This window comes from Nodosilinea sp. P-1105, from assembly GCF_012911975.1.
Lineage (GTDB): Bacteria > Cyanobacteriota > Cyanobacteriia > Phormidesmidales > Phormidesmidaceae > Nodosilinea.
The window spans coordinates 62,314-86,496 of record NZ_SMDQ01000018.1 but is presented as its reverse complement, the minus strand read 5'-3'; the positions used below and the strand labels follow the sequence as shown (position 1 = coordinate 86,496).

General features: G+C 54.9%; 22 protein-coding genes and 1 tRNA gene. 11 read left to right on the top strand and 12 right to left on the bottom strand.

Annotated features, from left to right (window positions below):
• From E1H13_RS10545 to E1H13_RS10510, 8 genes are all read right to left on the bottom strand, one after another.
• Window positions 1-3,563: hypothetical protein (locus E1H13_RS10545; RefSeq protein WP_169613368.1), on the bottom strand; the 3,563-nt coding region annotated here is incomplete at its 3' end.
• Between the two features lie 63 nt (window positions 3,564-3,626).
• Window positions 3,627-3,944 (bottom strand): type II toxin-antitoxin system RelE/ParE family toxin, encoded by a 318-nt coding sequence (locus tag E1H13_RS10540; protein ID WP_169613367.1) that lies wholly within the window; start codon window positions 3,942-3,944, stop codon window positions 3,627-3,629.
• Window positions 3,937-4,209 carry a type II toxin-antitoxin system ParD family antitoxin gene (locus E1H13_RS10535; RefSeq protein ID WP_169613366.1) on the bottom strand — a complete coding sequence of 91 codons (273 nt, stop codon included), beginning with the start codon at window positions 4,207-4,209 and terminating at the stop codon, window positions 3,937-3,939. The genes E1H13_RS10540 and E1H13_RS10535 overlap by 8 nt, the downstream gene beginning before the upstream one ends.
• On the bottom strand, window positions 4,206-4,358 hold the full coding sequence (locus tag E1H13_RS27940; RefSeq protein ID WP_169613365.1) for a DUF2281 domain-containing protein: 153 nt from the start codon (window positions 4,356-4,358) through the stop codon (window positions 4,206-4,208). Before E1H13_RS27940 ends, E1H13_RS10535 begins: the two co-directional genes overlap by 4 nt.
• Complete coding sequence (locus E1H13_RS10525) at window positions 4,355-4,654, bottom strand: nucleotidyltransferase family protein (RefSeq protein ID WP_169613364.1); 300 nt, start codon at window positions 4,652-4,654, stop codon at window positions 4,355-4,357. Before E1H13_RS10525 ends, E1H13_RS27940 begins: the two co-directional genes overlap by 4 nt.
• 17 nt (window positions 4,655-4,671) lie before the next feature.
• Window positions 4,672-5,169: a DUF3368 domain-containing protein gene (locus E1H13_RS10520; RefSeq protein ID WP_169613363.1), complete on the bottom strand. Its 498-nt coding sequence runs from the start codon at window positions 5,167-5,169 to the stop codon at window positions 4,672-4,674.
• Entirely contained in the window at window positions 5,162-5,413 is a 252-nt protein-coding gene (locus E1H13_RS10515; protein ID WP_169613362.1) for a UPF0175 family protein, read from the bottom strand. The genes E1H13_RS10520 and E1H13_RS10515 overlap by 8 nt, the downstream gene beginning before the upstream one ends.
• 70 nt (window positions 5,414-5,483) lie before the next feature.
• Window positions 5,484-8,513 carry a DEAD/DEAH box helicase gene (locus tag E1H13_RS10510; RefSeq protein WP_206070319.1) on the bottom strand — a complete coding sequence of 1,010 codons (3,030 nt, stop codon included), beginning with the start codon at window positions 8,511-8,513 and terminating at the stop codon, window positions 5,484-5,486.
• 898 nt (window positions 8,514-9,411) lie between these two features.
• Between E1H13_RS10510 and E1H13_RS10505 the strand changes: the two genes are divergently transcribed.
• From E1H13_RS10505 to E1H13_RS10475, 7 genes are all read left to right on the top strand, one after another.
• Window positions 9,412-9,633, top strand: a complete 222-nt coding sequence (locus E1H13_RS10505) for a hypothetical protein (protein ID WP_206070317.1) — start codon at window positions 9,412-9,414, stop codon at window positions 9,631-9,633.
• Complete coding sequence (locus tag E1H13_RS10500) at window positions 9,630-9,839, top strand: hypothetical protein (RefSeq protein ID WP_169613361.1); 210 nt, start codon at window positions 9,630-9,632, stop codon at window positions 9,837-9,839. The genes E1H13_RS10505 and E1H13_RS10500 overlap by 4 nt, the downstream gene beginning before the upstream one ends.
• A complete protein-coding gene (locus tag E1H13_RS10495; protein WP_169613360.1) occupies window positions 9,836-10,270 on the top strand; it encodes a hypothetical protein in 435 nt (144 codons plus the stop codon). Before E1H13_RS10500 ends, E1H13_RS10495 begins: the two co-directional genes overlap by 4 nt.
• 482 nt (window positions 10,271-10,752) lie before the next feature.
• Window positions 10,753-10,929 (top strand): hypothetical protein, encoded by a 177-nt coding sequence (locus tag E1H13_RS10490; protein ID WP_169613359.1) that lies wholly within the window; start codon window positions 10,753-10,755, stop codon window positions 10,927-10,929.
• 412 nt (window positions 10,930-11,341) lie between these two features.
• Window positions 11,342-13,867 carry a phage/plasmid primase, P4 family gene (locus tag E1H13_RS10485; protein WP_169613358.1) on the top strand — a complete coding sequence of 842 codons (2,526 nt, stop codon included), beginning with the start codon at window positions 11,342-11,344 and terminating at the stop codon, window positions 13,865-13,867.
• On the top strand, window positions 13,868-14,230 hold the full coding sequence (locus tag E1H13_RS10480) for a hypothetical protein (protein WP_169613357.1): 363 nt from the start codon (window positions 13,868-13,870) through the stop codon (window positions 14,228-14,230).
• Window positions 14,220-14,489 (top strand): hypothetical protein, encoded by a 270-nt coding sequence (locus E1H13_RS10475; protein WP_169613356.1) that lies wholly within the window; start codon window positions 14,220-14,222, stop codon window positions 14,487-14,489. The genes E1H13_RS10480 and E1H13_RS10475 overlap by 11 nt, the downstream gene beginning before the upstream one ends.
• A gap of 168 nt (window positions 14,490-14,657) precedes the next feature.
• On the opposite strand, the gene E1H13_RS10470 is transcribed toward E1H13_RS10475, so the two are convergent.
• Window positions 14,658-15,752 carry a site-specific integrase gene (locus E1H13_RS10470; protein WP_169613355.1) on the bottom strand — a complete coding sequence of 365 codons (1,095 nt, stop codon included), beginning with the start codon at window positions 15,750-15,752 and terminating at the stop codon, window positions 14,658-14,660.
• 142 nt (window positions 15,753-15,894) lie between these two features.
• A tRNA-Val gene (locus E1H13_RS10465) sits at window positions 15,895-15,968 on the bottom strand.
• Window positions 15,969-16,126: 158 nt separating this feature from the next.
• Here E1H13_RS10465 and E1H13_RS10460 point away from each other — a divergent pair.
• Window positions 16,127-16,942 (top strand): DUF1350 family protein, encoded by an 816-nt coding sequence (locus E1H13_RS10460; RefSeq protein WP_169613354.1) that lies wholly within the window; start codon window positions 16,127-16,129, stop codon window positions 16,940-16,942.
• 275 nt (window positions 16,943-17,217) lie between these two features.
• Here the strand turns inward: E1H13_RS10460 and E1H13_RS10455 are convergent, their stop codons facing one another.
• Together E1H13_RS10455 and E1H13_RS10450 are read right to left on the bottom strand one after the other, a co-directional pair.
• A complete protein-coding gene (locus E1H13_RS10455; protein ID WP_169613353.1) occupies window positions 17,218-17,448 on the bottom strand; it encodes a hypothetical protein in 231 nt (76 codons plus the stop codon).
• Between the two features lie 208 nt (window positions 17,449-17,656).
• The gene (locus tag E1H13_RS10450; RefSeq protein WP_169613376.1) at window positions 17,657-19,423 is read right to left on the bottom strand and encodes a sodium:solute symporter family protein; all 1,767 of its coding nucleotides are present in this window, start codon (window positions 19,421-19,423) and stop codon (window positions 17,657-17,659) included.
• 499 nt (window positions 19,424-19,922) lie between these two features.
• Between E1H13_RS10450 and E1H13_RS10445 the strand changes: the two genes are divergently transcribed.
• From E1H13_RS10445 to E1H13_RS10435, 3 genes are all read left to right on the top strand, one after another.
• The gene (locus tag E1H13_RS10445; RefSeq protein ID WP_169613352.1) at window positions 19,923-21,365 is read left to right on the top strand and encodes a tetratricopeptide repeat protein; all 1,443 of its coding nucleotides are present in this window, start codon (window positions 19,923-19,925) and stop codon (window positions 21,363-21,365) included.
• Window positions 21,366-21,948: 583 nt separating this feature from the next.
• Window positions 21,949-23,601 carry a hypothetical protein gene (locus E1H13_RS10440; RefSeq protein ID WP_169613351.1) on the top strand — a complete coding sequence of 551 codons (1,653 nt, stop codon included), beginning with the start codon at window positions 21,949-21,951 and terminating at the stop codon, window positions 23,599-23,601.
• Window positions 23,602-23,627: 26 nt separating this feature from the next.
• A complete protein-coding gene (locus E1H13_RS10435) occupies window positions 23,628-24,155 on the top strand; it encodes a DUF3122 domain-containing protein (protein ID WP_169613350.1) in 528 nt (175 codons plus the stop codon).
• Window positions 24,156-24,183: the final 28 nt, after the last annotated feature.

Sequence of the window (24,183 nt, the reverse complement as noted above, 5' to 3'; positions counted from 1 at the left end):
TCAACTTCCCGGTGAGTATTTACACTCGGCTGGGGCCAGAATCTGAGGAACCTCCTTAGAAATGAGCGAACCGGGAGTTTGAATATATTGAGGCTAAAATCTGCCTGATTGCCTACATCTTTGAAGAGATCCAATTCGTTTTTAAAATGGTAGTGGGCGATCAATCGATGATAGTAGCCAATCCGTAAGCGTCCACCGTTAGAGTCGTCATAGGGACCTTCCTGATGCAGCAACCCGACAAAGCCGTTTTGGCCCAGCAAACCCCAACTCCGCACCACAAAGTTTTTGTACAGGTTTGTCTGACTTCCCCTCAACGCCTCATACATACGATGGCAATTCAAAAACGCTACGCTGCCCAAGCTCAAGCGTTGGGCATTCAGGTATTCGGTTTTCTGTGGAGGTAGCTCAATCAGGGTAGTGCGGGGGCGATTAAAGTCAGCGCTGCGGGCATCGCGCACCCCTAGCAGTGGGTCAAAGTCGCATAGCAGCGGCGCATCTGACCAGCTCACCTTGATCCAGGGTGGGTTTCCTAAAATCAGGTCAAACCCTTTGGATTGGGCGGCTTGGTGCCCCAGCACTTCAGGAAAGGCCAGTTCCCAATGGTTAAACCGCGCTTCGGTGGCAATATCGCGGCTCACTCGGTACCAGGGCACCGCATTTCCCAGCACCTCCGCATCCAGCGCATTGGCAGTGGTGGCCCGCAGCAGCTCGGCCCCATCGAAGTTGAGGCGAAATTGTTTGATGCTGAGGCCCTCACCCCCAGCCCCTCTCCCAGAACGGGCGAGGGGAGCCAGAAGCAACTGCGCTGCCTCCAAAAAATCCTCCCGGCTCGGCAACGCTGTCACCTCATCCAACGGCCAGAAAAACAGCGCACACCACGCATCCATCAGCAGCTTCAACCGCTGAAAACTCCCCGAAGCCGCCTCCAGCGTTGCCTTCACCTGCTCCTGCATCGCCAAACTCGGCCCCGGCTCCTCCACAGGCGGGTGCGGCCACACACTCGCCGGGCACTTCGTCTGCTCCAGCGCCGCCCACCGCTCCTGGGCATAGCCCGCCTCATGCTGGTCGATCAAATCGCACACCGCCAGGGCCAGATCCACCTCCGGATCCGTCCACTTGCGCTTTACCTGTCGCTTCAGCCAATCCCTGGCCACATCAGACTGCTGCCGCTGATACTGCCGCACCAGCCTGTCCCCCGCCGTCGGCACCATATCCGGGTCAAACACCAGGTAGTGGTAAACCTCCAGCTCACCCCGCCCCTCCCCCGGCTTGAGCTGACGCGGCTCCACCGCCTCATCCCCACTCTTTAGGTGCTGCCCTGCCAGCAGTTGCCCCTTTGTCCACACCGCCCGCCGCGCCCCAATCAGGCTATTGCCCGCCCGCAGGCGCAGGCCAAACCAGGGGGTAGCCCCGCGAACATATCTAACGGGAGGTTCAAGACCACCTTTGATGTCAGGTGAGGGGGTGAGGGGATGAGGGGGTGAGGGGATGTTTGACGCATCATCCCCCCATCCCCCCATCTCCCCATCTCCCCGTCCTTCTACTTTCACCCGGTGCATCGTATTCAGCCACAGGGACAGTGCTCCCAACTCCACCGCCGTCGGGTTCAAATCCACCCCATAGAGATTGCGGGTGGTGATGTAGTGCCGCACCCGGCGCAGCTCATCCGGGTAGTCTGCTGGGTTAATGGATTCGCCGAGCTGCTGTTGCTTCAGCTCCAGGTAGCGCTCCGCCAGTTGGTTGGCGGCCTCATTCAAAAACGCGCCGCTGCCCATGGCCGGTTCACACACCGTCAGCGTCAAAATCTTGTCTGCATCCGCCGGGGTGTAGTCCTTCAGCAGAGGCCGCAGGGTCTCCTCCACCAGGCACTTCGTCAACACCTCCGGCGTGTAATACGATGCCGTCTGCTCCCGGTCCAGGCCCGACAGGTGCAGGATGAAAGACCCCCTGGGATAAATCCGGGGTTTGCCGTCCTGCAGGCGTTCCACCTCATCCTTGGTGAACTCCTCCAGCCGCTCCTGGGACACAAACCAGGTCTGGGTCTTGGTTTTGCCAAAGTCGTCCTTGGCTCGCTTCACCTGAATCAGATCCGTTTCGGCAAACATCCCCGAAAACGACAGCAGGCCCTCATACACAGCGCCCAACTGGTTAATGCCCAGATCGGCATAGTTGACTCGTCCTGTGGTTTTGGTGCCGGGGTCGTAGCTCAACGATAGACAGCGAATCACCTGCTGCAGGCAGCGGTTGGTCAGGGTGGCCTGGCTCAGCAGCGGCGTGGCCTTGGGGTCGAATAGGGTGGCGGTGAGCGGCGGAATCACAAAGGTGCGGGTGGTGCCCGCCAGGGACAGCAACCCCTGATCTGGATTCTCTTCCACCTGCTGGGGATGGAAGCCCTGGTGAATCAGCGTGAACAACCGATCCAGATGGGTTTGAAAATAGGTCCCTGCCGCTGCTTGCTCCGACAGCGGCACCAGCTCCAAATCCCGCAGGGACTCCAGGCTGTAGCCCAGGCGGTAGGCATCGTCATTAGTCGGCAACACCCCCAACTCCGCCCCGTGGGCCTCGGCATAGAAGCAGAAGATGAGCCGATATACATAGGTCAGCGCTTCGTGGCGCAGTTGCTCAGCGGTGACTCTCACCGGGCCATCCCCAGCACCGCTGCCGTTCTCATCCACCTCCAGTTCTCCGGTGCTGACCGTCGTCATCGAGCGCTTGCGGCGACGGCGATCGGCCACCCACTCATTAGCCAGCAGTTCGATTGCCTGCCGCACCGCCGCTTGCAGGTTTTCCGTTACCCCGTGGGCCAACTTATGGCTCTGCTCCTCCAGCTTGTCGTGGATCAAGTCGGCAGATTCGCTATCGGGGGCCAGGGTCTGCCGCGCCAGGAAGGTGGCGATCTGCTCAAAGGTGGCGGTTTCGTTGCGGCCAAAGGCGTCGTCCAGGTCAAAGGCCAGCCAGCGCCCGTTGGCAAAGGTCTTGCGATCGATCAGCAAAATCCGGCTGCCCCCCAGCAGCATCACCCACCGGGGGGGCTCCTCGGTTTTAAAGAGTTCGCCGATGGCGAGGGTCCAATCCCCCTGCACCAGAGCCTGATCCGGGTCCGTCAGCTGATCCACCCTGGGGGTCGCCGCCAGGGGGTCTTCGCTAGCCGCCCCATCGGGCAGGCTGCCATCGGGGATACAGAACAGGCTTTCGCAAATCACCAGCCAGGGCTGGCCAAACCGCGTCAGCACCCCCAGCACCGGCACCACGGCATGGCCCCCCTCCACCCACCAATCCTGCCGCTGCAGGTGGTCGTAGCCCAACGCCTGCAACAGGTACGAGTGCCAACCGGCGATCTCTGGCCCGGCAGTGGGGCGCAGGGTCGGGTCGAGGGTTTCCAACGCCTGGGCCTTGGCCCGAAAATAGCGCTGGCTCAGCTTTTTTAGCCGTCGGGGAGTGGCATTGGCCCCGGCCTCTCGCCACGCTTTCAGCAGGTTTTTGGTATCTCGGCCAAAGGTGGTGTCGAGGTAGTGGGAGGAGTAGTATTCGCCGACGTTTTGGATAGCTAGATCGAGAGGCATGGGCGGGGAAATAAATGGGTGAGATAGGTGGGTAGGGGCAGACCTACGTGTCTGTCCTTGCGCCTAGGGTGTTCTGCCTAAAAGGGTTTTGATGTCTTGTGCGCCATAGAGAACTCTTACTATTTCGATGGTGTCAGCCTGAGATCGGTAAAAAATCAAATATCGCTTGAAGCCTTTAACATGCCACTTTCTTAGATTTTTTAGCCGTTCTTGCGTACTGGGGTAAGGACTTCCCATAGTAGGCATACGAGCTAAATCGGCAAAAGTTTGGCGGGCAGCATCGAAGAATGCCAGAGCTTTGTCATAGTTGCGATCGGCCAAATAGTCAAAGTGTTCTCGTAAATCCAGGCGGGCTGGAACCGAGATAATAATCCTAAGCATCGTGCTGGTTCTGGCGATTTTCGATTAGATCTTGGCGCTCTTGCTCCCACCAATTGTCAGTAGCTTCGATGCCTTCTCCTTGATCCAAGCTGTCTAACCCCGTGATGAGTAGGCTATCCAGAGACTCCTTAGCCTGCCGTCGCTGCTGATCCAGCAGTACTAGGGCCAGAAAATATTCATCGGCAGAGGCATAACTCCCTTGGGCCACTTGCGCATCAATGTAGGACTTTAGGCGATCGGGCAGATAAATCGTGATGTTGCTCATGACAGGATCTCCTTGAAGTCTTCTAGGGGTTCGTTGAAGTCAGGACTCATAATAATTTGATCCTTTGCGGTTCCAGGGATGCGACGTTTTGTAGGTTTAGCAGAGGTCACTGGCTTACTATGTAACTCACTGACATTTTTCTCAGTCATAAATAAACAACCTCCTCCAAAATGCGCTCTCCAAGGCGGGGCTTAAGCCCATCTTTCATCACCAGATCGACTTTGCGGTTGAGCAGGTCGCTGAGTTCATTTTCTAGCTCGCAGAAGGTCAGCAGCCCAAACCGAGCCGCTGGGTCAAACTCCACTAAAACATCAAGGTCGCTAGATTCTGTTTGCTCACCCCGCACAAAGGAGCCAAAGATGCCCAACCGCTGAATGTGGTACCTGTGCTGCACCTCAGGCAAGTGCTGCCGTAGGGTGGTTTGAATAGTCTGCAACGTTATCATTTGTCCTCCCAGTTCCCTTAAAGCACCTGTTCCCCGGCTTGTTTAAGAATTTGCTCAATCAGCTTCTCACCTAGCCACATGCCACAGTGCTGTAACTGTCGAATTAGAGGCTGAACTTCATCGATATAGCCCAGCTGTTTGGCCTTCAATAAAATTCCCAGGGTTCCAGTACAAGACAAACCGTAAAGCTGGGCAATTTGACGACCTAGTTGATCGTCTAAAACCAGTAAACAGTTCGCTTGAGTTAGACCAACCGCAATCACCTCAGCTTCGCCCTTGCCCAGGTCAGTCTCATTGGGAATTAGCTCTGGCGAGGGCAAGGCTACAGGGGTTATCCAAGCCATATCACCCAACGTTGGTACATCAATGCCCTGCGATCGCCCCACGTCAAGCTCTTGAATGACGGCGGTAGGCACTTGAATCTGCTGATACAACCTGCGGAGCAGATCGAGGTGGGAAACCTGATGCAGATACAGTAGAGGCGAGGTATTGACGACAACAGGACGTTCAGGCATTTTGGATATCTTGTTCGAGCTCTTCAGCTGTCAGTTGAAATGGCGAGACATGGTAGCGCCCCAGGGTCATTAAAAACGCGACCCGAGACATACCCGCCAATTGGGCTGCCCGCCCCGACGATAACTTGCCCATTTCAAACAGCTTGACCGCCGCTAGTCTAGTTAGCTCTTGAGAAATACTCGCTGGTGTTTCTTTCAAGCTAATCAGCACTTCTTCTGGAACCTGTATTTCAATTGTGGCCATGGGTGTCCTTGGGTGATTTGCCAGTTGTCTAGATCAAGGGTCAGGCTGAGAATCGGTTTTCCCATTATCGCTAACCTACCCCCTCAATCACCAGCAGCAGGCGGGTGATGGGCGATTCGCCCGGTAGCAGGTGCATGTCGCGCCAGTGCTGCTGACGGTCTTTGATGTATTTCTCCATGTCGTCGCGTTCCTGGCGCAGGCGTTTAGCGGTGGCACTGGTGGAATCGAGGTCAGAGAGGCGGCGATCGATGATCTCCTGCCGCTTGCGTCGCCAGTCGCGCAGGCGGCGTTCCTCCTGGCGCAGCAGGGGCATGACGCGGCGCTGGCGTTCCTGCTCCAGGGCTTTGAGATGAGCCACACTGGCATCCACCGCCGCCGACAGCAGCAACTGGGCCGATTGGGTTTCGGCGGGGCGGTTGATATTGGCCAGGGTGGCAAACCCCGCATCGCTGAGGGTCTGCTGGAGGCTGACGATTTCGCTCTTGCCCTTGGGCAAAATTCGCACGGCATGGGCATCCACCACCAGGGGCGTACCCGCCTTGGAGGGCACCTGGCCCATAAAGCAAAAGGCCAGCTCCCCCGACAGCAGGTGGGGGGAGGTAATGATTGGCGCTTCCCCTCGGGCAAACTCCATCAGCAGCCGCTCCACCAGCCACTGCATAATCGGGTGGGTCTCGCTGCACAGCAGCTCCTTTGACCAGTAGCCCGAGGTATTGCGGGCGGCAGCGATCGCCAGCTTCACCCGCTCTACGTCTGCCGTCAGCCGAAACTGGTCATGCTCCGGCCAGGCTTCGTCGGGGATAGCCGTCGCGCCAAAAATCACACTCTCCTTCTGGGCCGGTGCCCCCAGCCGTCGCTTCAGGTCTTCCGGTGCCGTCAGGGTGACCATTTTGCCCGACTCCTCCAGGTCAGGGTAGTCACCCTTGGTCTCTCGCAGCAGTTGGTAGGCTGCTTGGAGAAAAGCCATATCACCGTAGAAGCGAATGCGGGAAGGGGTAGAGTTTTGGATTTTAGAGTTTGGATTTTGGACGGTACCCTCTGGATCCTGACTCCCGACTTCTGTTTCCTGATCGCCGCATAAAAGCATTGCCAAGAGGTCATCGTCGTCCTTCAGGTTGCCAGCGGTGATGATGGATTCCAGGGCGTTTGCTTCGGCGGTGACGGTGGCATCGGTGCCGGTGCGTTTTTCCAGAACGTTCGGGTCGTCCGCCAACAACCCCTGTTTGGCAATGTACTCGGCTTCTTTTTCGGGGTCGTAGAGCATCAGCTGGCTTTCGCCGGAGCGGGTGCTGCGGTTAATTTCTTCTACCTTTTCGATCAGCCGCCCAAAGATGGCGGAGTCGCCCCTGAGCAGCCCGTTAACAGTCTCCACCATCAGGTAGCGGAGGATGGGGGCATGGGTTTGGCCAATGCGGTCTACCCGCCCATTGCGCTGAATTAGGGTGATGATTGACCAGGGCAGGTCGTAGTGGATGACGTGGTGGCACTGGTGGTGCAGGTTGATGCCCTCGGAGGCAACATCGGTGGCGATCATCATTCGCACTGGGGCCGACTGAGTGCCAAAGGCTTCCACCGCCGCCATCAGGTGAATGTCGGGACAAGCGCCATTGATGGATGCGATCGCCTGTTTGGCCTGGTCTTCAAATTTCTCGCTGTGCTTGAGGCGGAAGTGGGCGGCGATCGCCAGGGCCAGCGCCTGCTGGGTGGGCACATACTCCGTAAACACCAGAATGCGCGGACTGTTGGGCTTGCCCGTCCAGCCAATCGCGTCTAACTGCGCCAGCAGCAGTTTAAACCGGGAGGATTCTGCCAGGGATAACCCCTTCAAGGTAGTGCTCAGCTGCTTTAGGTAGGGAATTTCAGCGTTTTGGGGATCCTTCTGGGCCAGGCCGTTAATCCGCTTGGTGACGGTGCCCGCGCAGGACTCTGGGCTAGAGAGAAACTGTTTGTAGAGGCCGTACTGGATCAGTCGCTGGTTGTGCCAGTCGGCTCCTTTGCCCTGGGCCTTAGCCTCCTTCGCCGCCTGACGCATTTCCCCTAACACGCCGTAGACCGCCTCTTCTGCCGGGGTGGCCTGGGTTGTGGTCTGGGCCAGGGGGGTGACAATGCGATCGGTCATCTGCTGACCAATCTGCCCCCGAATATCCTCCTTAAACCGCATCAGGTAAAAGCCCCGGATGTCGTCGGCATCGTACTCACGGTAGCGGGGGTCGGGGATAGCCGAGGGATCCAGCAGGGAGATCAGCCGCCCAAAGGTTTCCCGCTTGCCGTTGTGGGGGGTGGCGGTGGTCAGCAGCATGCTATCGGTGCGGCGCGCGAGCAGCCGGGCCAGGCGGTGGGCCTGGTGGTTCTCGGGTACGCTGGCCCCAGCCACGTTGTGGGCTTCGTCGATCACCACTACATCCCAGCGGGTCTCTTCTAAAAAGTGGCGGTAGCGTCCGGCATCCTTCAGGGTGTCGATGCTGATGATGATGCGGTGATAGACCTCGAAGGGGTTCTTGTTGGTGGGAATCTTCAGCCGCAGCTTGGCGATACCCTGGGAGTCGAGCCGCACCAGGGGCAGGTTGAAGCGATTCCACAGTTCCGCCTGAAACTGGGTCAGCATCGACTTTTTCGCCAATACCAGGATGCGATCGGCCCGGCCTCGCCGCATCAGCTCCGTCAGCACCATGCCCACCTGAATGGTTTTACCCAGGCCCACCGTATCCGCCAGCAGCAGCCGGGGTCGGAGCTGCTCCAGAGCCCGCCGTACTGTGGTGAGCTGAAAGGCCATCGGGTCAAAGGCCCCAAGACCGTCCAAATCTGGCGTCTCGCTGGCCGCTGGCATCTGCCGCAGCTGAGCCTCTAGAAACAACTTGGCGCGGCGAAAGCCGTTGGAGCCATCGGGGACCAATTGGGTCTTTCTAGGATCAACCGGCTCAATGCGATCCAGCTGGGTGAGAAATACCGCCTGATGCCCCCGCACCAGGTCATCCACCCCCACCACCTGCACGGCGTGTTGGGTGCCCATGTCGTTAGCGGCATCCACCCGCTGCACCAGCCACTCGGCATCTCGACAGAGCACTCGCATTCCGGGAGCAATGGACAGGGGGGATGCCATTAATCAAAATCCTCTGGGCTTAGGCAAAGCTTTTCTAAGCCTGCCACATGCAGGCAGGCATTGAGCACTTCTACATCATCTTCAAAGCCAATGGGGGAGTCAAAGTCAAAACCTTTTATCCATAAGGGTTTTCAGGGGTTCGACGATTATTCGTAAACGACCAAACATTCCCTGCAACGCCCGAAAGCATTGATATAGCTTCATTCTGACATTTTCTTAACCCAAGGCTGGGCGTGGTGTGTGAAACGCGAAGCCACGAAACGGAGTGAAGTGGCGTAGCCCCCTGGGTAGCTCACTCTGCTGCTCGAAGAAAGGCAGCGATGGAGGGGCCGTATAGCGCAAGTCGTTATTAAGTCGTGAATGAGCTGACCACCCTCGACTGTCTTCCTGGTCAGGCCCCCTAAAATCGTGATCAAGCCGTTATTAAGTCGTGAATGAGCTGACCACCCTCGACTGTCTTCCTGGTCAAGCTCCCTACAGTCGTTATTAAGTCGTTATTAAGTCGTGAATGAGCTGACCACCCTCGACTGTCTTCCTGGTCAAGCTCCCTACAGTCGTTATCGAGCGTGTCTGCGAGCCTTTCCTATGGTTTGCTGCAGATGTGCGTGGGTGGCCAGAGCGGCGTTTATCTCGGTAATGGCTATTTCATGGCCCAACTGGCGACTAGCCTTAGCTCGATAGTGGCTGACGTTCTATGTCGTCACGCCTCTTGGTTACAGCTTGAAATCCTAGAAAATCAATGCTTTGGGCGGTTCAGTGGGACTGATTTGTTCCAGTTCGTTCCACTCAGCTGTTACAGTATTAGCATTTTAGTTACTAATATGCTAGCAATGTGCTAGCTTTTGGATCGATTAGTTACTGAGTCGTAACGACCAAGTAGTATTGAGAGGTGACTTCAATGATGGATTCTGTGAGCAAGCGATACTTCATCACCCTGCCTGACGGCATCGCCAAGGCTTTAGAGGAGTGGGCAGCCCGCGAGGATAACAAGCCCACAACTCTGGCAGCCTATTTGGTAGAGCAAGCTGTTCGGCAGGCTATCGATGAAGGGAAAACGCCTCCTCCCTGGGAAATCAGCAATTTCGACCAATCTCAGGCGGGTAAGGGAGGTGATGCATGACAACTGGTAACGATCGCAGCACGACCAGCCACTTTGCCATCAATGAGGATTGTTGTCGCAAGATGGCAGCCAAGTATGGCTGGACACTGCTGGAGGCACGGCGACGAATTGCGGCTCGTGACCCGCTGGTGGTGGAGTGTATCTTTAAGGGTGATGCCCAATTCCCGAAGAGCCCGATGGACTTCTCAGGAGGTAATGACCAATGAGCCACCTAATTATTTTCAAAGCTGACGATTCCAGTGCTCCGGGTTGGGAAACCCGCACCCTACAGCCCGGCGGTTCACTGACCGATCTTTTAGGGCAGCACTTCGACTACTCCAACGGACCTGTCCCAGAGGTAGGGTATCGTCTGCCCGAGTTTAAGCACGATGACGCGGCGGCCACCTTCGACCACCGTGGCGGGGTGACCCATCAACGGCTCTCGCCCTGGCGCGTGAGTCGAGTGGATGAGTATGTGGGCAACACCGGCCAAGAAGCGATGGATGACGTGGTCATCGCCTACTGCGCCTATGCTCCCCTGCCAGAGGATCAAAACCCCTGGGTAGAAACAGCTTCGGCTATTGTCTCTCCCGATTCTTTTGGTGGTGATATGGCGGCCTATGAGGCGTGGAAGTCTCGCCAGGTTGTGACGGTTTAACCTGCTACTGGCCATTGTTCTTGCCTGTAACAGGGTTAATTACCCAAAACGATGCGGCTTCAAGCTGTCGACACCACAGATTGAATTGCGTCGCACCTTATGGCATGTGCGTGCGGTATTAGTCACAAGGTATAAACTTCCGACTTTCACTGGTTAAACTCGTCAGAGTTAGCCAGGGATAGACTGTTTGTTGCAGTCAAGAAGTTGATTTTTGTCGAGATAATTTACAGTCTCTTGAGTAAGATCTCGGGAAGAAATCATTATTTATTGGCATCATATTTATGATTTGATGACGATTTTAGAGTCGCAAGGAAAGCCTGTATATCCTAAAAAGCAAGAGTTTTAGGATTTATGTTGGGTGAATTTGGACACGGTTAGACTTTTTAGGCATGGTTTTTTAAATTGGAATTCTATAGCTTCAAAGGTCAGCTCAATCTTTGCTTGAATGTGTATGATGTCTTACATCGCTTGGTGAGAAGCAAATGCAAACTCTCTCTAATGTTGTCAACTTGCGTTTGAGTAACAGCGAACTTGCCGATCTTGATCGGGTTGTGCCCCATTACGGCGATCGCTCTAAAGCAGTACGAGCAGCTTTGAAGCTGCTGTTAGCCCAGCAGCCCTCCGTAGGGCTAGATGTTCAGGTAAGCAAGGAGGGGTAGCGATGGGGCAAACATCTCGCCCCTTAGCAAAGAGATGAGGTTTATAACCGGGAGTGTCCAGCGCCGGGAAGCATTGGAAGCGCTCCTTCCCCAAAGAGAAAACCCGACTCACGTCCAGCGCCGGGAAGCAATGGGAACGTAAATCGGGTCTCCTCCAAGGGGTTCGCCCTAAACTAGAGGTATTCCCCATGAATCCAAAATATTACCGGCAGGGGGCTGGTAATGGCAATTCTGGAGGTCTCAAGCCAACCAGAATGACTATGCTAAGTTTAGCACCGCTTAGAGAGACTGTAACTCTATCGGGGATAGAAAAACGGATCCACCATAGCCACCAATTACCGCTACTTCCTTCTCTTCACAGAAGACCCAGCAGTGGGCTTTGCACAGCTCGCCCCCTCCGCGAGGTACAGCTATGCTGAATATTCTCCACCAACAGCATTTTTTGGATGATGGCTGGACACCAGCAGAAATTGACCAGGCTGTTAAAGACTACGGTGTGCGATCGGTTTCCCAGCGCGAGGCGATCGCCCTACTGGGCTACTCCAACAATGTCACCAGCGGCATTTGGTTCCCCTTTGGCAACGGCTTTGGGCAACTGCGGTTAGACGGCCCTGGCCCTGGGATTCCCAAATACCTTAGCCCCCGCAAGGGTATGGCCAAGCCCTGCATTTGGGTGCCCTCCGGCTGCCAGTTATCAGACTTAGCAGCCGTTACCGAGGGGTGGAAGGATGCTTTCTTGGCCACCATCCGGGGCGGTAAGCCAGTAGGGGCGATCGCAGGGGTCACACACGTTCCCAGCATCCTTCCCCAGGGGCTCGGGCTCACCCTGGTGTTCGACTCTGACGGTTTGCGTAATGCCAATGTGGCTCAAGCACTGATCAAAGGTGGTCTGCACCTCAAAGGCAAGATTGCGCTCATCCCAGAAGAGGCGGGTGATAAAGCTGGGTTTACTGAGTTCTTTAACTCAGGCTACGACCAGGGCGGATTTAACAACCTGCTGGCTAATGCTCAGGCCCCACGACAGTTCTTGCTCGATTGGCTCAACTACCTCAGCCGGGCACCGCTGCCAAAGCACTGCGAAACTTTGACCCAGCTCTATAAAAAGCTGTGGCGACTCACCTGGCACCTAGACCGCAACTGCCCCGAGTTAAGAAGCCGGATAGAAGCGTTTTGCCTGGCCCACTCGAAAGAGAACGACGCCAAACTCAAGAAACCTGATATTCAATTCCTTCGAAGGCTGGCCCTTCAGCCCTTTCGAGATGCGGAAAGACAACAGTGGCTCGCAGCCCGTAAAGCTGAGGCCAAAGATGCCCTAACCAGTTCATGGCTGGTCACCAACTGCTTTGATGAGGCTTTGACCTTTGGCCGCAAAGGCATTTCGTTGCCCCCAGCGGGCAAACTAGCCGCTCTGATGGAGTCTTACTGGAACGACCAGCTCAAGTATCGGCTGGATTTTTCCAGCTTCTATACCTACAAGCAAGGGCGGTGGGAGCGGGTCAGCGATCGCGAAGTCAAGGAGCTGGTACAGCGGGAACTGGATGCCGCTGGTGCTGCCGGTGAATATGGCCAGGCTGCGATAGACAGCACGGTCAACCTCTTCAGTCAGCGGGTATCGGTGCGCTCATGGCCAACGTCCTACGGCCTAATTCCCTTTCAAAATGGCGTTTTGCGCATTGACGACAACACCCTGCTAAACCATAGCCCTGCCTACGGCTTCACCTGGCAATTGCCCTACGACTACGTCCCCGGCGCGACCTGCGATCCGGTGCTCGACTGGCTCAAAGCCACCTGTAACGGGGATGAGCTGGTGGTGCAGCTGCTCAGGGCTTGTATCAAGGCGATGGTGTTGGGCCGAACGGATTTTCAGCGCTACCTGGAGTTGATTGGCCCTGGGGGAACGGGCAAAGGCACCCTAATTCGCCTGATCCAGGCGCTGCTGGGGCGTTCCAACACCGTCAGCACTTCCCTATCACGCATCGCCAGCAGCCGGTTTGAAACAGCCCGGTTTATGGGCAAACGGTTAATTTTCATCCCCGATGCCGACTACAACCCCACCGCCGTCGATGTGCTCAAGCAGATGACCGGCGAAGACTATATTCCCTGGGAGCGGAAGGGTGAAAACGCCGATTACACCGATGGCTTTACCCTCGAAGGCTGGGTCATGGTGGCCACCAACAAGGAGACCATCGCCAGCGATCGCACCAATGCTCTGTTTAGACGACGGATCCCAGTGTATTTCACGCAGGTGGTGCCAGAGGATGAGCGGCGCTCACTGCTTGACTTTGCCCCTGATGGCGGCCTGCGAGGGGAGCTGGCCCCATTTCTACCGGGGGTATTCAACTGGGTGATGGCCATGCCCGACGAACTGATGGAGGCCTACATCAAAAATCCGCAGGCCAAAGTTGAGGCCATGGCTCAGTTTCAGGCCGATAGCCTGCTCAATACCGATAGCCTGGCCCAGTGGGTGAACGAATGGATTGTTTATGAGCCGGGTGCCTGGACTAAAACCGGGGACAAAAACAACTCTTCCCGTATCTGCCTCTACCCCAACTACATCAAATACTGCGACGCCGTTGGGGTGAAACCCATCAGTATGCAGAATTTCTCGATTGCCCTGGAAAACCTGCTCCAGAAAACCCTCGGGCTAGATGTGAAACGAAAACGGGCAGACTCACGCTCTGGCAGTGGCCTCACCAACATCCGCTTGGTTCAAACAACTCTTATCCAGCCTGACCCCGACGACTCAACCGCATCGCCCACTGAAGTCATCGACGAACCCATTCCCTGCACCGTCGAGACTGCGTTGAAGGGTAGGGCAGGTACGGTTACCGCTGTGGATATTGGCAGTAGTCAGCCACCGCCGCCACCGATCCTGTACCCCGCACCTACGGCACTCAGAACCTTGACTGCTAATGCCGACACGCTGGAGGACTGGTAGATGGGTACCGAAACCATTCCTCAAACCGGCAACTACGTCTGCATCGACACTGAGTTCGGCCCTAAGGTGCGGGTTGTAGAGCGCCGGGTGAAGCATCCCCAGACGGGCGATCGCTGTCTGCTCTGTGTCGGAGTGCTATACCCACTCACGCAATGCCGCCCCTTGGGCTGGGTACCCACCGGAGGCCAGACAGTAATTCTCAACATGCCCTGGCATACAGCTCATCGGCAACAGGGCACCATCACCCGGATCTACAGCCTTGAAGGCATGCCCCTAGCCGATGTGATCGTGCCAGGGATACAGCGGTGCATCGATGCCCAACTCACTTGGCTCATTCCTGTGGAGGCTGACCATGCAAATTAGCCTACTCACCACCGATGAAGCCTGCGAGCTGCTGCGCTGTAAGCCAGACTCCCTCAAGACCTTGCGCGATAGCTGGATCCACGGCGTTCACTACGTTAAACGCGGTCGCGGCCCCACGGCCCCCGTGCTCTACATCAGGGAGATGATCCTTGACTGGTTGGTGAACCAAGAGGCCCCCGAGACCCACCAGGCGGCGATTGAGAACTTCAGGCGCAGTCTTCCCAGTGGCCAAAAACGGCCCCTTAGCCGCAAGCGATGATCACCACCGAGGCCTCTTAGCCTCTTTTTTGCCCCTGTGTAGGGTTTGGGGTAGCCCTATGTAGGGGTTGCGTAGGCCTAGATAAATCCTGAAACCCTTGCAGTGCATGAATTGTGTAGGGCGTGTAGGGGGTTTACCCATACTGCCCAGCACTGAGAAAAAAGAAAATCAAAACAGCTCCGGCGTGGTGGGGTGGGTTTTGATCAGACCGGCGTAGTTTTCGTACAGCGTTTTCAGGTTGTGGCCAGTGATGGCGGCCACCTCAACGGGGCTCATCCCTGCTTCAAGGGCATGACTGATAAAGGTGTGGCGGGTATTGTAAGGAATCCGGTACGGCACCGCCTGGGCCTCCAGCACCTTTCTCCATGCCCGCTTGCTGAAGTTGCCCTCGGTCATTGGTCCACCCTCTGGACCAGGGAACACCAGCGCGTCTGGGTCAACCTCGGCGGGCATGCGCGATCGCAGCAACTTAGACAGAGAAGCCGATAGTTTGACCTCTCTAGCCTTGCCCGTTTTGGTTTCCTTAAACTGGCCGTGGGTGTGGGTTTCCCCGAACCACACCACGGTGCAATTCTCATTTAGGTGTCGCCACCGTAAACCGTTGGCTTCACCTGTGCGGCATCCGGTTGACAACTTGAAGCGCACATAGTCGGTGTAGTGGCAGTAGTAATAATTCTCTGCAAAGCCCTTGAGAATGTCCTGCACTTCATCCTTGGTAAAAGCCTTACGCTTTTGCTGGGGTGGATTTCTGAGTCGCATATCTGCCCAGGGGTTATCTGTTAGCAGCCCCTTCTCAATACCCCAGAGCCATGCTGAATCCAAAAGATCCAGTCGCTCTTTAGCTGTTCTGGGTGCCAAGTTCTCCATGAGGTAGGCAATAAATTCTGGGGCATCATCTTCGTCAACAGCGCGATCACCAAAATACTCTTTTAACCAGTTCACCAGACCCCAGTACTTTTCAAGGGTACGAGTTTGTACCTGTTTAACCTTCCACTCGCTATACCGCTTGAAGAGGTCAACCGCCCCGATCGCCTGGAGCTGCTGGCTGCGATCGCTCTTGTACTTGGACAACGTTGGGTCATAGTTGCCCGAAACGATATCCAGGTGGATCTGATTAGCCCGCTGCTGCGCTACCGCCAGATTCACCGGGTCATGGCGTAGGCCCAGGCTCATCGTCTTGCGCTGCCCCTGGTGCCGCCATCTCAGGCGAATCCAGCCGTCTATGTTCTCAATTGAAACTTCACCTTTAGGAGTTCTAGCCATTTTGGGTACCCATTCTGTACCCATTGAAGCGCTAAAACCCTGATTGTTCCGTTTAAATCCGTTAAGCCCATACCCGCTTCTGGGTGCGATCGCACCCAGTGTTCAATCGCTAAATGCCTTGAAACGTAGGCTTTTCAGGGGATGGACGTAACTGGACTCGAACCAGTGACCCCCACGATGTCAACGTGGTGCTCTAACCAACTGAGCTATACGTCCTTGCAGATAATGAACGTAACACATTAGCCAAAGCCAGCGCAATAGCATCTTTTGACGCTACCCACGCCCCTGGGTTCTCTTTCAGCGGGGAAATCGCTACATTAAGGAATGTATCGATCAACGCTACGGCCAATGGCCAGGAAATCCACATGGGGGCAATGAACTGGCAAGAGGTCTCGGGCAATTGGATTTTGGTGCCCCCCTACCCAACCGCCATCATTCACTTTTTAGGCGGCGCCTTTGTGGCGGCAGCCCCCAACTTGACCTATGGCTGGCTGCTAGAAAACCTGGCTAGCCAGGGTTACCTGATTGTGGCCACACCGTTTATCAACACGTTCGACCACGAGGCGATCGCAGAAGAGGTGGTGATCACCTTTGACCAGGCCCTGCGTTATCTATACAAGCGGGTGCTACCCCCCCAGCGTCCCTTGCCGATTTACGGCTTGGGCCACAGCATGGGCTGCAAAGTGCATTTGCTGATCAACAGCCTATGGGAGGTAGAGCGGGCTGGAAACATCTACATGAGCTTCAACAACTACCCGGCCAAGCGCTCGATCCCCTTTTTAGAGCAGGTATTGGACCAGGTGGTGCAGTTCAATCCATCTCTGAATTTGAATGTAGAGTTTACCCCTGACCCAGAAACCACCCTGGCGTTAATTGCCAACCAATACCCGGTACCCCACAATTTATTAATTAAGTTTCGCAGCGACACCATTGACCAAACCCGCCCCCTGTCAGAGGTGCTGGTACCTCGGTTTCCCGACCAGACAGCGATTCAAATTTTGTCGGGCAGCCACACTACCCCCATTGCCCAAGATATTTCTTGGCAACCAAGCAGCGCTTTTAGTCCCCTGGATGCCCTGGGGCAATTTGTGAAGCAAGAATTTTATCGGGATCTCAACCAGCTTAAACAGCACTTGCTGGCCTGGCTGGAGCCCCTGTCGGTTGCTCAGCCTGGTCCGCGGAGCTGGTAGACAGCCGCTACCCTTGGACCGAGTCTGGGATGGCCAGTGTCAGACGGACTGCGCTAAGAAAAGACCCCTGAGCTAGCTATGCCCAGAGGCCTGAATCAGGGTGCATCTACCGTTCCCCTCTCCAAGCCTGCTGCCCCAGTTCCGGGAAACTACGTAGACTTTACAGAGACTTAACACAAAAGCGACAAATCTAGACCCTGTATCAAGCCGGAATGGGTGTGAGGCTAGTTTTTTCAAACAACCTCTTACCCTGACCAGGGTAGGGAAAGACGGTTTTAGCCTTCTACTAAGGATAAGGAGCTCGTGGGACCGTGTAACAAGTCTGACAGGGCCGGGGTGGCGAGGGGAGGCGGGCTGGAGGGCGTCCCTAAGGATATAGGTTCTTCCAAAGGGGCGGGGGCCATCATGTCGCTGGGCAAGAAAATCCGCGCACTGACGGCCAGCATGGCCACGGCAAAAATGAGCACAATCAGCAGGGGAGCAATGTAAGACCGAAAGAAGGACATAGGGCGATCGCCAGAAGATGAGGAGGGATTAACGCTAGAGCCTATCCGTAATCTGTCTGTAGCCCTTTACATGTCATGGACTAAGGGCATACCTCGGATACGTTCCTAACCTTAATGTTACAACGCCGAGCAGATTGATTTGCCAGGAGCGAGAGCTGGGCAAATCGGCGGATACGGAGAAAACAATCCATGACTATTACTGCAAGGCTCAACCTGGTCGGGGCGCTTTCCTGAGGTGGCGGAGCCAGACCCAACCGATGACGGCTATCACCAGCCAGAACCAACCGGTGATGGGCTGTAAGAATAAGAAGCCGCCCACCCCCAGCATCGCCCCTAAGAGCAATAACAAAGCGGCTAGCGTTCTGAGTAAATCATGGCCTAAGGCCTGGGTCGGCTCTAGCCCTGTGCGTTGTCGCTGACGAGCCCAGCCCGGCCCCCCAGGGCGCACCTTGCTGTAAAAGGCATCTAGGGTGGCGTTACTCTCTGGTGGTGTGAGCAGCATTGCCAATACCCAAATCACAGCGGTGATGGCGGTAGTGACTAGCAACCGCAGGCCAAAGTCGGGGATGGTGAGGATGGGGACAACGCTAGTGACTAGCCCCACCAAAAACCCAGCCAGCATCGAGGCCAGCTCGGCGGCAGCGTTGATTCGCCACCAGAACCAGCGCAGAATCAACACCAGCCCCGGCCCGGTGCCGATCGCGATCACCAGGCGAAAGACGGTAGTCACATCTTGAGCATAAAAGGCGGCGATCGCCCCTAACCCCGTCACTACCACCGACGCCAACCGCCCGGCCAGCACCAACTCAGCCTGGGCCGCACTGGGCCGTATAAACCGGCCATAGAGGTCATTGGTCAAATACGAGGCCCCCCAGTTAATCAGGGTGGAGACCGTACTCATAAACGCGGCAATCAGAGAGGCTACCACCAGCCCCAGCAGCACCGGGGGCAAAAAGTCCAGCATTAGCATTGGGTAGCCCAGCTCCCGGTCCTCCAGGTTGGGATAGATCACCACCGCCGCCAGGGCCACCACCACCCAGGGCCAGGTGCGAATCACGTAGTGCAAAATGTTGAAAAACCAGGCCGCTTTTTCCGCTTCCGCTTCATCCTTCGAGGCCGCGAGCCGCTGGATGAACTCACCACCGCCGTCGCTGCGCCGAAAAGCCCACCACTGCAAGGTGACATAGGCCAAAAAGGTGCTGACGGTAATGCCAGCGGTTTCACTCCAGCGGTACCAGCCGCCGGGCTGTCGCTCTAGGGGCACAAAGGCCAATAGATCGGTGCCCCCAGTGGCCTGCACCTGCTCAATCAGGCTGCCCATGCCGCCCAAATTCACCACCGCCGCCACCGCCACCACGATCGCCCCAAACAGGGCCAAAAAAAACTGGAAAAAATCGGTAGCCACCACTCCCCACAGACCCGAGAACCCAGCATAGAGCAGCACCAGCAGGCTAACCCCAATCACGCTGAACAGCTTCAGATTATCCCCCGGATCGTCTACCCCAAAGGCTTGCCAAACCTGCAGGGCATCCACCACCTTGACCATGGCCAGCATGGCATAACCAATGCCGATACAGTTGATCGGCACGGCAAACAAAAAGGCTTTGATGCCCCGCAGCCAGGCGGCCATGGTACCGCCGTAGCGCAACTCTGTTAGCTCAGCGTCGGTAATAATTTCCGATCGCCGCCATAGCCGGGCAAACACATAGATCATCACCACATGGGCAATGCCAAAGCTCCACCATTCCCAGTTACCAGCAATGCCCCGGTTACCCACAACCCCGGCAATGTAGAGAGGGGTATCAATGGAGAAGGTGGTGGCAGCCATACTGGTGCCCGCCAGCCACCAGGGCAGCGATCGCCCTGAGACAAAAAAGTCCACCAACCCACTGGAAGCCTTGCGAGACAGATATAGCCCCAGGGCTAGAGTAAATGCTAAGTAAGCCACCACAATGGCCCAGTCGATCCAAATCACAGAGGATACCGTCAAACACCGCTGTTATCTTGCCACATTGGCTTCCCCCGCTTCCTGTGACCTTGAACCAGCCTATAGATCTGACCGCCAGCGACCAAGAGCTAAGGAGATTTTCGAGCAAGAACATCCCTGCTTTAAATCAGCAATCATCGCTACTGTAGGGTGGGCATCGCCCACCATTGGGGAGCATGTTTTCCAGAAGTCACTTAATACACGCAAGTCCCACTCAGGATCTGGAATTCTCCCACAGGCAGAACTTCAGGTCTGGACTTGGATTTGGTTTCAACCAAAAAACCTGCTCTCAACCTTTAAAGCTGACCTATCATTAGCGCCAGGGCTATGCATAGGGAACTCTGAATGGGGGAAAGCTGATTAGTGATCCCCTTGGCCCATGGGCTGCTCTTAATGTGGACCTGCCATCCGTCATCAAGACTGTCCACCATGGCCACTGCGTTATGTCATCTGCTAGGCCCCGTTGGTGTCGGGGAAGGACAATATTATGAAGCTGCGTCATATAGCCTTGTTAGTTGGGTTATTGATCTTGCCAGGTCTTTATCCGACTGTGGTCTACGGTCAAGCATCGGCGGATGAGCTGGAAGAGACGACCGATGTGGATATTATTCCAGAGACTCCTGAAGCCGAGGCTGATACAGGCCCCTCGATCGTTGAGATCTATAACCAGGGGGTAGAGCGCTACAACAGGGGTGACCTCAGTGCGGCGCTAGAAGCCTTTAACCAGGTGATTGAGCGTGATCAAGGGTTCGCCAACGCCTACATCTATCGCAGCTTGATCTACGCTGAGCAGGGGCAGTATGACCGCGCCCTGGCCGATATTAACCAGGCCCAGACCCTGGCTCCAAACAATGCGATCGCCTACACCACCCGTGGCATGCTGTACTATCGCCAGGGAAACCTGGAGCAGGCCCAGACTGACTTTAACTTGGCCTTAGAGGCTGACCCTGATACCGTTAATGCCTATTTGTATCGAGGGCTGATTGACACGCAACAGGGCCGTCACGACCTGGCCTTAGAGGATTTCACGACGGCCATCGAGATTGCCCCTAACAACCCATCTGCCTATGTGCTGCGGGGCTTTGCTTGGGAGCGAACCGGTAGCTACTCTGAGGCCGTCAGTGACTTTAGTCGAGCCATTGAACTGAATAGTGGTCTGGCCAGAGCCTATATGGGGCGGGGAGTAGCCTACTATCACATGGGCATGTACGACTCGGCCCTAGACGACCTGAACCAGGCCATCCGGCGGGATGATCAACTGGCACGGGCCTACCTGAATCGTGGCCATGTGTACTTTAGGCAGGGCCGTCCAAATCGAGCTCTGCAAGATCTCGATCGCTCGATTGAGTTAGCCCCAGACCTGGCTGAGGCCTTCATGAGTCGTGGGGTGGTGCGCACCTACCAAAATGATCTCCGGGGGGCGGAACGAGACTTCGCTCGGGTACTCCAACTGAATCCTGATTCGGCCACGGCCTACCGCCTCAAAGGTGACGTACGCATGCAGGCCGGTAATCCCCTGGCGGCGATCGATGATTACAGTGAAGCCCTGTTTCTAGACCCCAACTATGCCGAGGCGTTTAAGGCCCGGGGCGATGCTCGCCTGGAGACTGGCGACCTGTTTGGTGCGATCGATGACTACAGTCAGGCGCTGGCAGTGCGCCCCAACTATTTGGCGGCCTTATCGGCCCGGGGGGGAGCCTACTCTCAAGTCGGCCAAGCTCAGAATGCTTACGATGACCTAACCCAGGCTATTCTCAGCGCTCCAGGCACGGCGGATGCCGAGTTGTACTTTAATCGGGGGGTAGTGCGGGCTAACCTGGGGGATAGCTTGGGGGCGCGGCGAGATTTTGAGCAGGCTGCTAACCTGTACTTGCAGCAGGGGGAAGCCATTGGTTATCGGCAAACCCTTGAGCGCATGAGGCAACTATAGTAAGCCCCTAGAGGATCTGATGGTTTGAAGAGCCAGCGACAGCTGAGTTATCACTGAGATTGATGACTAATGCTGCCTGGCAGAAATAAGACCACATTGACGGAGGGTGCCAGGTATCAGGAAAGGCTGGCCGACTGATGCCGTAGAGTGCCAGGTCATTGACTCTCTTCAGAAAAAAATGTGCCGGTACACATCAAGTGTGAGGGCACATTTTTTTGTGTACTACGCTCAGTGCATCAGAATTTAGGGATACCAACTTAAGGCGGGCAATTTTGTGCCTATGACACACCTGTACTGTTCTCGTTCCCATGCGCTGCGTGGGAATGCCCCCTGGAGGCTCTGCCTCCTCCATTGTCTTTTACAGGCAGCAGAGCCACCTAGAGCATCGGTACGGTATGTCAAGATCCCAGGGTTCATAGGCATTTTGGGGTATCCCAGGGCAGAACCCTGGGATCTGTACCGGCGTTCTAGACTAGTGCCCATGCTCTGCCTGGGCACCAGAAGCTATCGTGGTTGATATCTAGATCTCGATGTCGCAGTTTACGTTAATACTCGAATTTAGCCCATTCGCTCCAGTGCTCCTATGCCAAGAAAGCAACTTTTGACTTTTGGAATCTTGCCTATCTTCTTTATCCTAGTTTCGCTGAGGCTAAAGGCAATCAGTGGGCCATATTGGCTAGGTCAAAATTCTGATCCAGAATACGCCTATCTACTCAATTTCTTGAACCTCAGCCAACTTCAAGCACCAGGCCATACCGACCATCCAGGCACAACATTGCAAGTCTTAGGCAGCCTGGTTCTTAGGGCTACTCACTTAATTCAGTTTTGGATGCGTCCGAATGAGGTCCACATAGTCACTTCCACGTTAGAAAATCCTGAATTCTATCTGACTATTGTTAATGCTGTTATTTTATTGCTAACAGCCGTCACGATTTTTGCGGTTGGCTGGATAGGGTTTTTATTATCTCATCGCATCACTACTGGTTTGCTATTGCAGTTAGCACCTTTTTTGTGGACTCTATTACGTGAGTCCAGTCGTGTTAGGCCAGAATCATTGTTAATTGGCTTAACCCAGGCAATCATAATTTTACTTTTACTATACCTATACACGGAAAAGTATAAAGACCGTTGGTATTCTATAGCTATGGGAGCATTGCTGGGGCTAGCCCTGGCGACGAAAGTGACTGCCTTACCATTACTTCTGCTGATCGTGATAGTTCCTGGCAAACTAAACAAGGCATGGGCTGTTCTTACAACATTATTTACATTTTTTCTGGCCACAGTTCCCATGATTAACCAATATGGTCGCTTTTTAAGTTGGATTGGGGCGATTGCAACCAGGGTAGGACCGTATGGTAGTGGAGAGGTCGGAATCATAGACCCTGATCGAGTCTTTAACACCCTACCTCGCTTACTCAGATCGGATATTTTTTTCTTTTGGATCTTTACAATTTCGATATTTATTTTCTTTATCGCAACTTTGTTTTTGACGAATAAGAGACTTAACTATGTCAATTTAGATTTTATTTTTTGTGAAAGTACAAGCAAAAAATATAAATTGTTTCTAATTTTGTTGCTAGTGCTTTCATCACAGATTATATTGACTTTGAAGCATCCAACTTCTCACTATCTAGTTCCATCCATGGGGCTATGGGGTATCCTAATTCTGGTTCAAACTGATCCGACTGAACCTTTTCTGAAATCGTATTTTAGAGATTTTCAACCTCACAAATTCAGGGTGGGCTGGATCGGTTTAAATGTCAGCCTGTTTTTTGCTTCGCTGATCATATCTACTGCCTACTTGCAAATGACTAGTCAAGCTTACAGAGCAGAAATTGCAGAAATAGACAACTTGATTCAAGGGCGTTATAACAATTGCACCCATATTAGTTACTATCGATCTAGCAGTCAGGAGTATGCGATTGGTTTTGGCAACAATTGGGCTAATCATGCATTTTCCCAGAATCTAAGAAAGATCTATTCTGATAAAATCTTCTATGACATTTGGTCTCGCCAATATGAGACCTTTGGTCAGATTGTGGAGCTGGATGATATTCTCAGCCGTGAACAGTGCATCATTTTTCATGGGACTCCATTGGAAACTTATCAAGCTATGATGATGCCTGGTCAATCCTATGTGCAAGGTTTTGATAATGAGGTGTTAAACGTTGTCTTTGCTGGCAATAGTGAGGCGCTTTATCTGGTCACCCAAGACAGGGAGGTGGGTAATCAGTAGTCTCTTGTTGATGAATAGGTTTATCTATGGGTAACAGTTGGCGATCGCTGCGGGTACTGCTCTTAGCCCTAGTATTGGGAGTCTTACTGATGCTGGTGATGGCCTCGCCAGCCATCGCCAGTCTCCACACTTACCATGAGCAACTAGGCCAAACTACGTTTCGATCGCGTCAGACTGTGCGCGATCGCCACAATATAGCCTGGCAAGTCACTGTATTTAAGCGCTACGAGCAAGACACCCTGCAGGGGCTTTACCTGCGGCTGGTGGGCTTCCCCGGGCAGGGGGTGGTTGACCGCCAGGCGGATTTACAGGTACAGACGGGCACTGTGGCCCAGTGGGTCGCTCCCCATAGCGTAGATTTGCTAACCAAATCCTTACCAGAGAATGTGGCACAGTATGATTTCAAAGAGGTTTTAGCGCAGCTTCAGCGGCCAATACCATTGACCTTGGTGGTGCCCCTGGTGAATGCAGCCCCAGCTCAGCTGGTGGTTGCCCCCTATGTGGTCGACGAATGGCTTCAACTCTATCGCCTGCAGGAAGAACCCCACAAGTGACTGAGTAGCGCCCCCTTGCCCCCGACAG

Bases quoted from the DNA above. Each gene is read 5' to 3' on its own strand.
- E1H13_RS10540 (WP_169613367.1), bottom strand. From the start codon at position 3,944: ATGCTTAGGATTATTATCTCGGTTCCAGCCCGCCTGGATTTACGAGAA.
- E1H13_RS10535 (WP_169613366.1), bottom strand. From the start codon at position 4,209: ATGAGCAACATCACGATTTATCTGCCCGATCGCCTAAAGTCCTACATT.
- E1H13_RS27940 (WP_169613365.1), bottom strand. From the start codon at position 4,358: ATGACTGAGAAAAATGTCAGTGAGTTACATAGTAAGCCAGTGACCTCT.
- E1H13_RS10525 (WP_169613364.1), bottom strand. From the start codon at position 4,654: ATGATAACGTTGCAGACTATTCAAACCACCCTACGGCAGCACTTGCCT.
- E1H13_RS10520 (WP_169613363.1), bottom strand. From the start codon at position 5,169: ATGCCTGAACGTCCTGTTGTCGTCAATACCTCGCCTCTACTGTATCTG.
- E1H13_RS10515 (WP_169613362.1), bottom strand. From the start codon at position 5,413: ATGGCCACAATTGAAATACAGGTTCCAGAAGAAGTGCTGATTAGCTTG.
- E1H13_RS10510 (WP_206070319.1), bottom strand. From the start codon at position 8,513: ATGGCATCCCCCCTGTCCATTGCTCCCGGAATGCGAGTGCTCTGTCGA.
- E1H13_RS10505 (WP_206070317.1), top strand. From the start codon at position 9,412: ATGATGGATTCTGTGAGCAAGCGATACTTCATCACCCTGCCTGACGGC.
- E1H13_RS10500 (WP_169613361.1), top strand. From the start codon at position 9,630: ATGACAACTGGTAACGATCGCAGCACGACCAGCCACTTTGCCATCAAT.
- E1H13_RS10495 (WP_169613360.1), top strand. From the start codon at position 9,836: ATGAGCCACCTAATTATTTTCAAAGCTGACGATTCCAGTGCTCCGGGT.
- E1H13_RS10490 (WP_169613359.1), top strand. From the start codon at position 10,753: ATGCAAACTCTCTCTAATGTTGTCAACTTGCGTTTGAGTAACAGCGAA.
- E1H13_RS10485 (WP_169613358.1), top strand. From the start codon at position 11,342: ATGCTGAATATTCTCCACCAACAGCATTTTTTGGATGATGGCTGGACA.
- E1H13_RS10480 (WP_169613357.1), top strand. From the start codon at position 13,868: ATGGGTACCGAAACCATTCCTCAAACCGGCAACTACGTCTGCATCGAC.
- E1H13_RS10475 (WP_169613356.1), top strand. From the start codon at position 14,220: ATGCAAATTAGCCTACTCACCACCGATGAAGCCTGCGAGCTGCTGCGC.
- E1H13_RS10470 (WP_169613355.1), bottom strand. From the start codon at position 15,752: ATGGCTAGAACTCCTAAAGGTGAAGTTTCAATTGAGAACATAGACGGC.
- E1H13_RS10460 (WP_169613354.1), top strand. From the start codon at position 16,127: ATGAACTGGCAAGAGGTCTCGGGCAATTGGATTTTGGTGCCCCCCTAC.
- E1H13_RS10455 (WP_169613353.1), bottom strand. From the start codon at position 17,448: ATGTCCTTCTTTCGGTCTTACATTGCTCCCCTGCTGATTGTGCTCATT.
- E1H13_RS10445 (WP_169613352.1), top strand. From the start codon at position 19,923: ATGAAGCTGCGTCATATAGCCTTGTTAGTTGGGTTATTGATCTTGCCA.
- E1H13_RS10440 (WP_169613351.1), top strand. From the start codon at position 21,949: ATGCCAAGAAAGCAACTTTTGACTTTTGGAATCTTGCCTATCTTCTTT.
- E1H13_RS10435 (WP_169613350.1), top strand. From the start codon at position 23,628: ATGGGTAACAGTTGGCGATCGCTGCGGGTACTGCTCTTAGCCCTAGTA.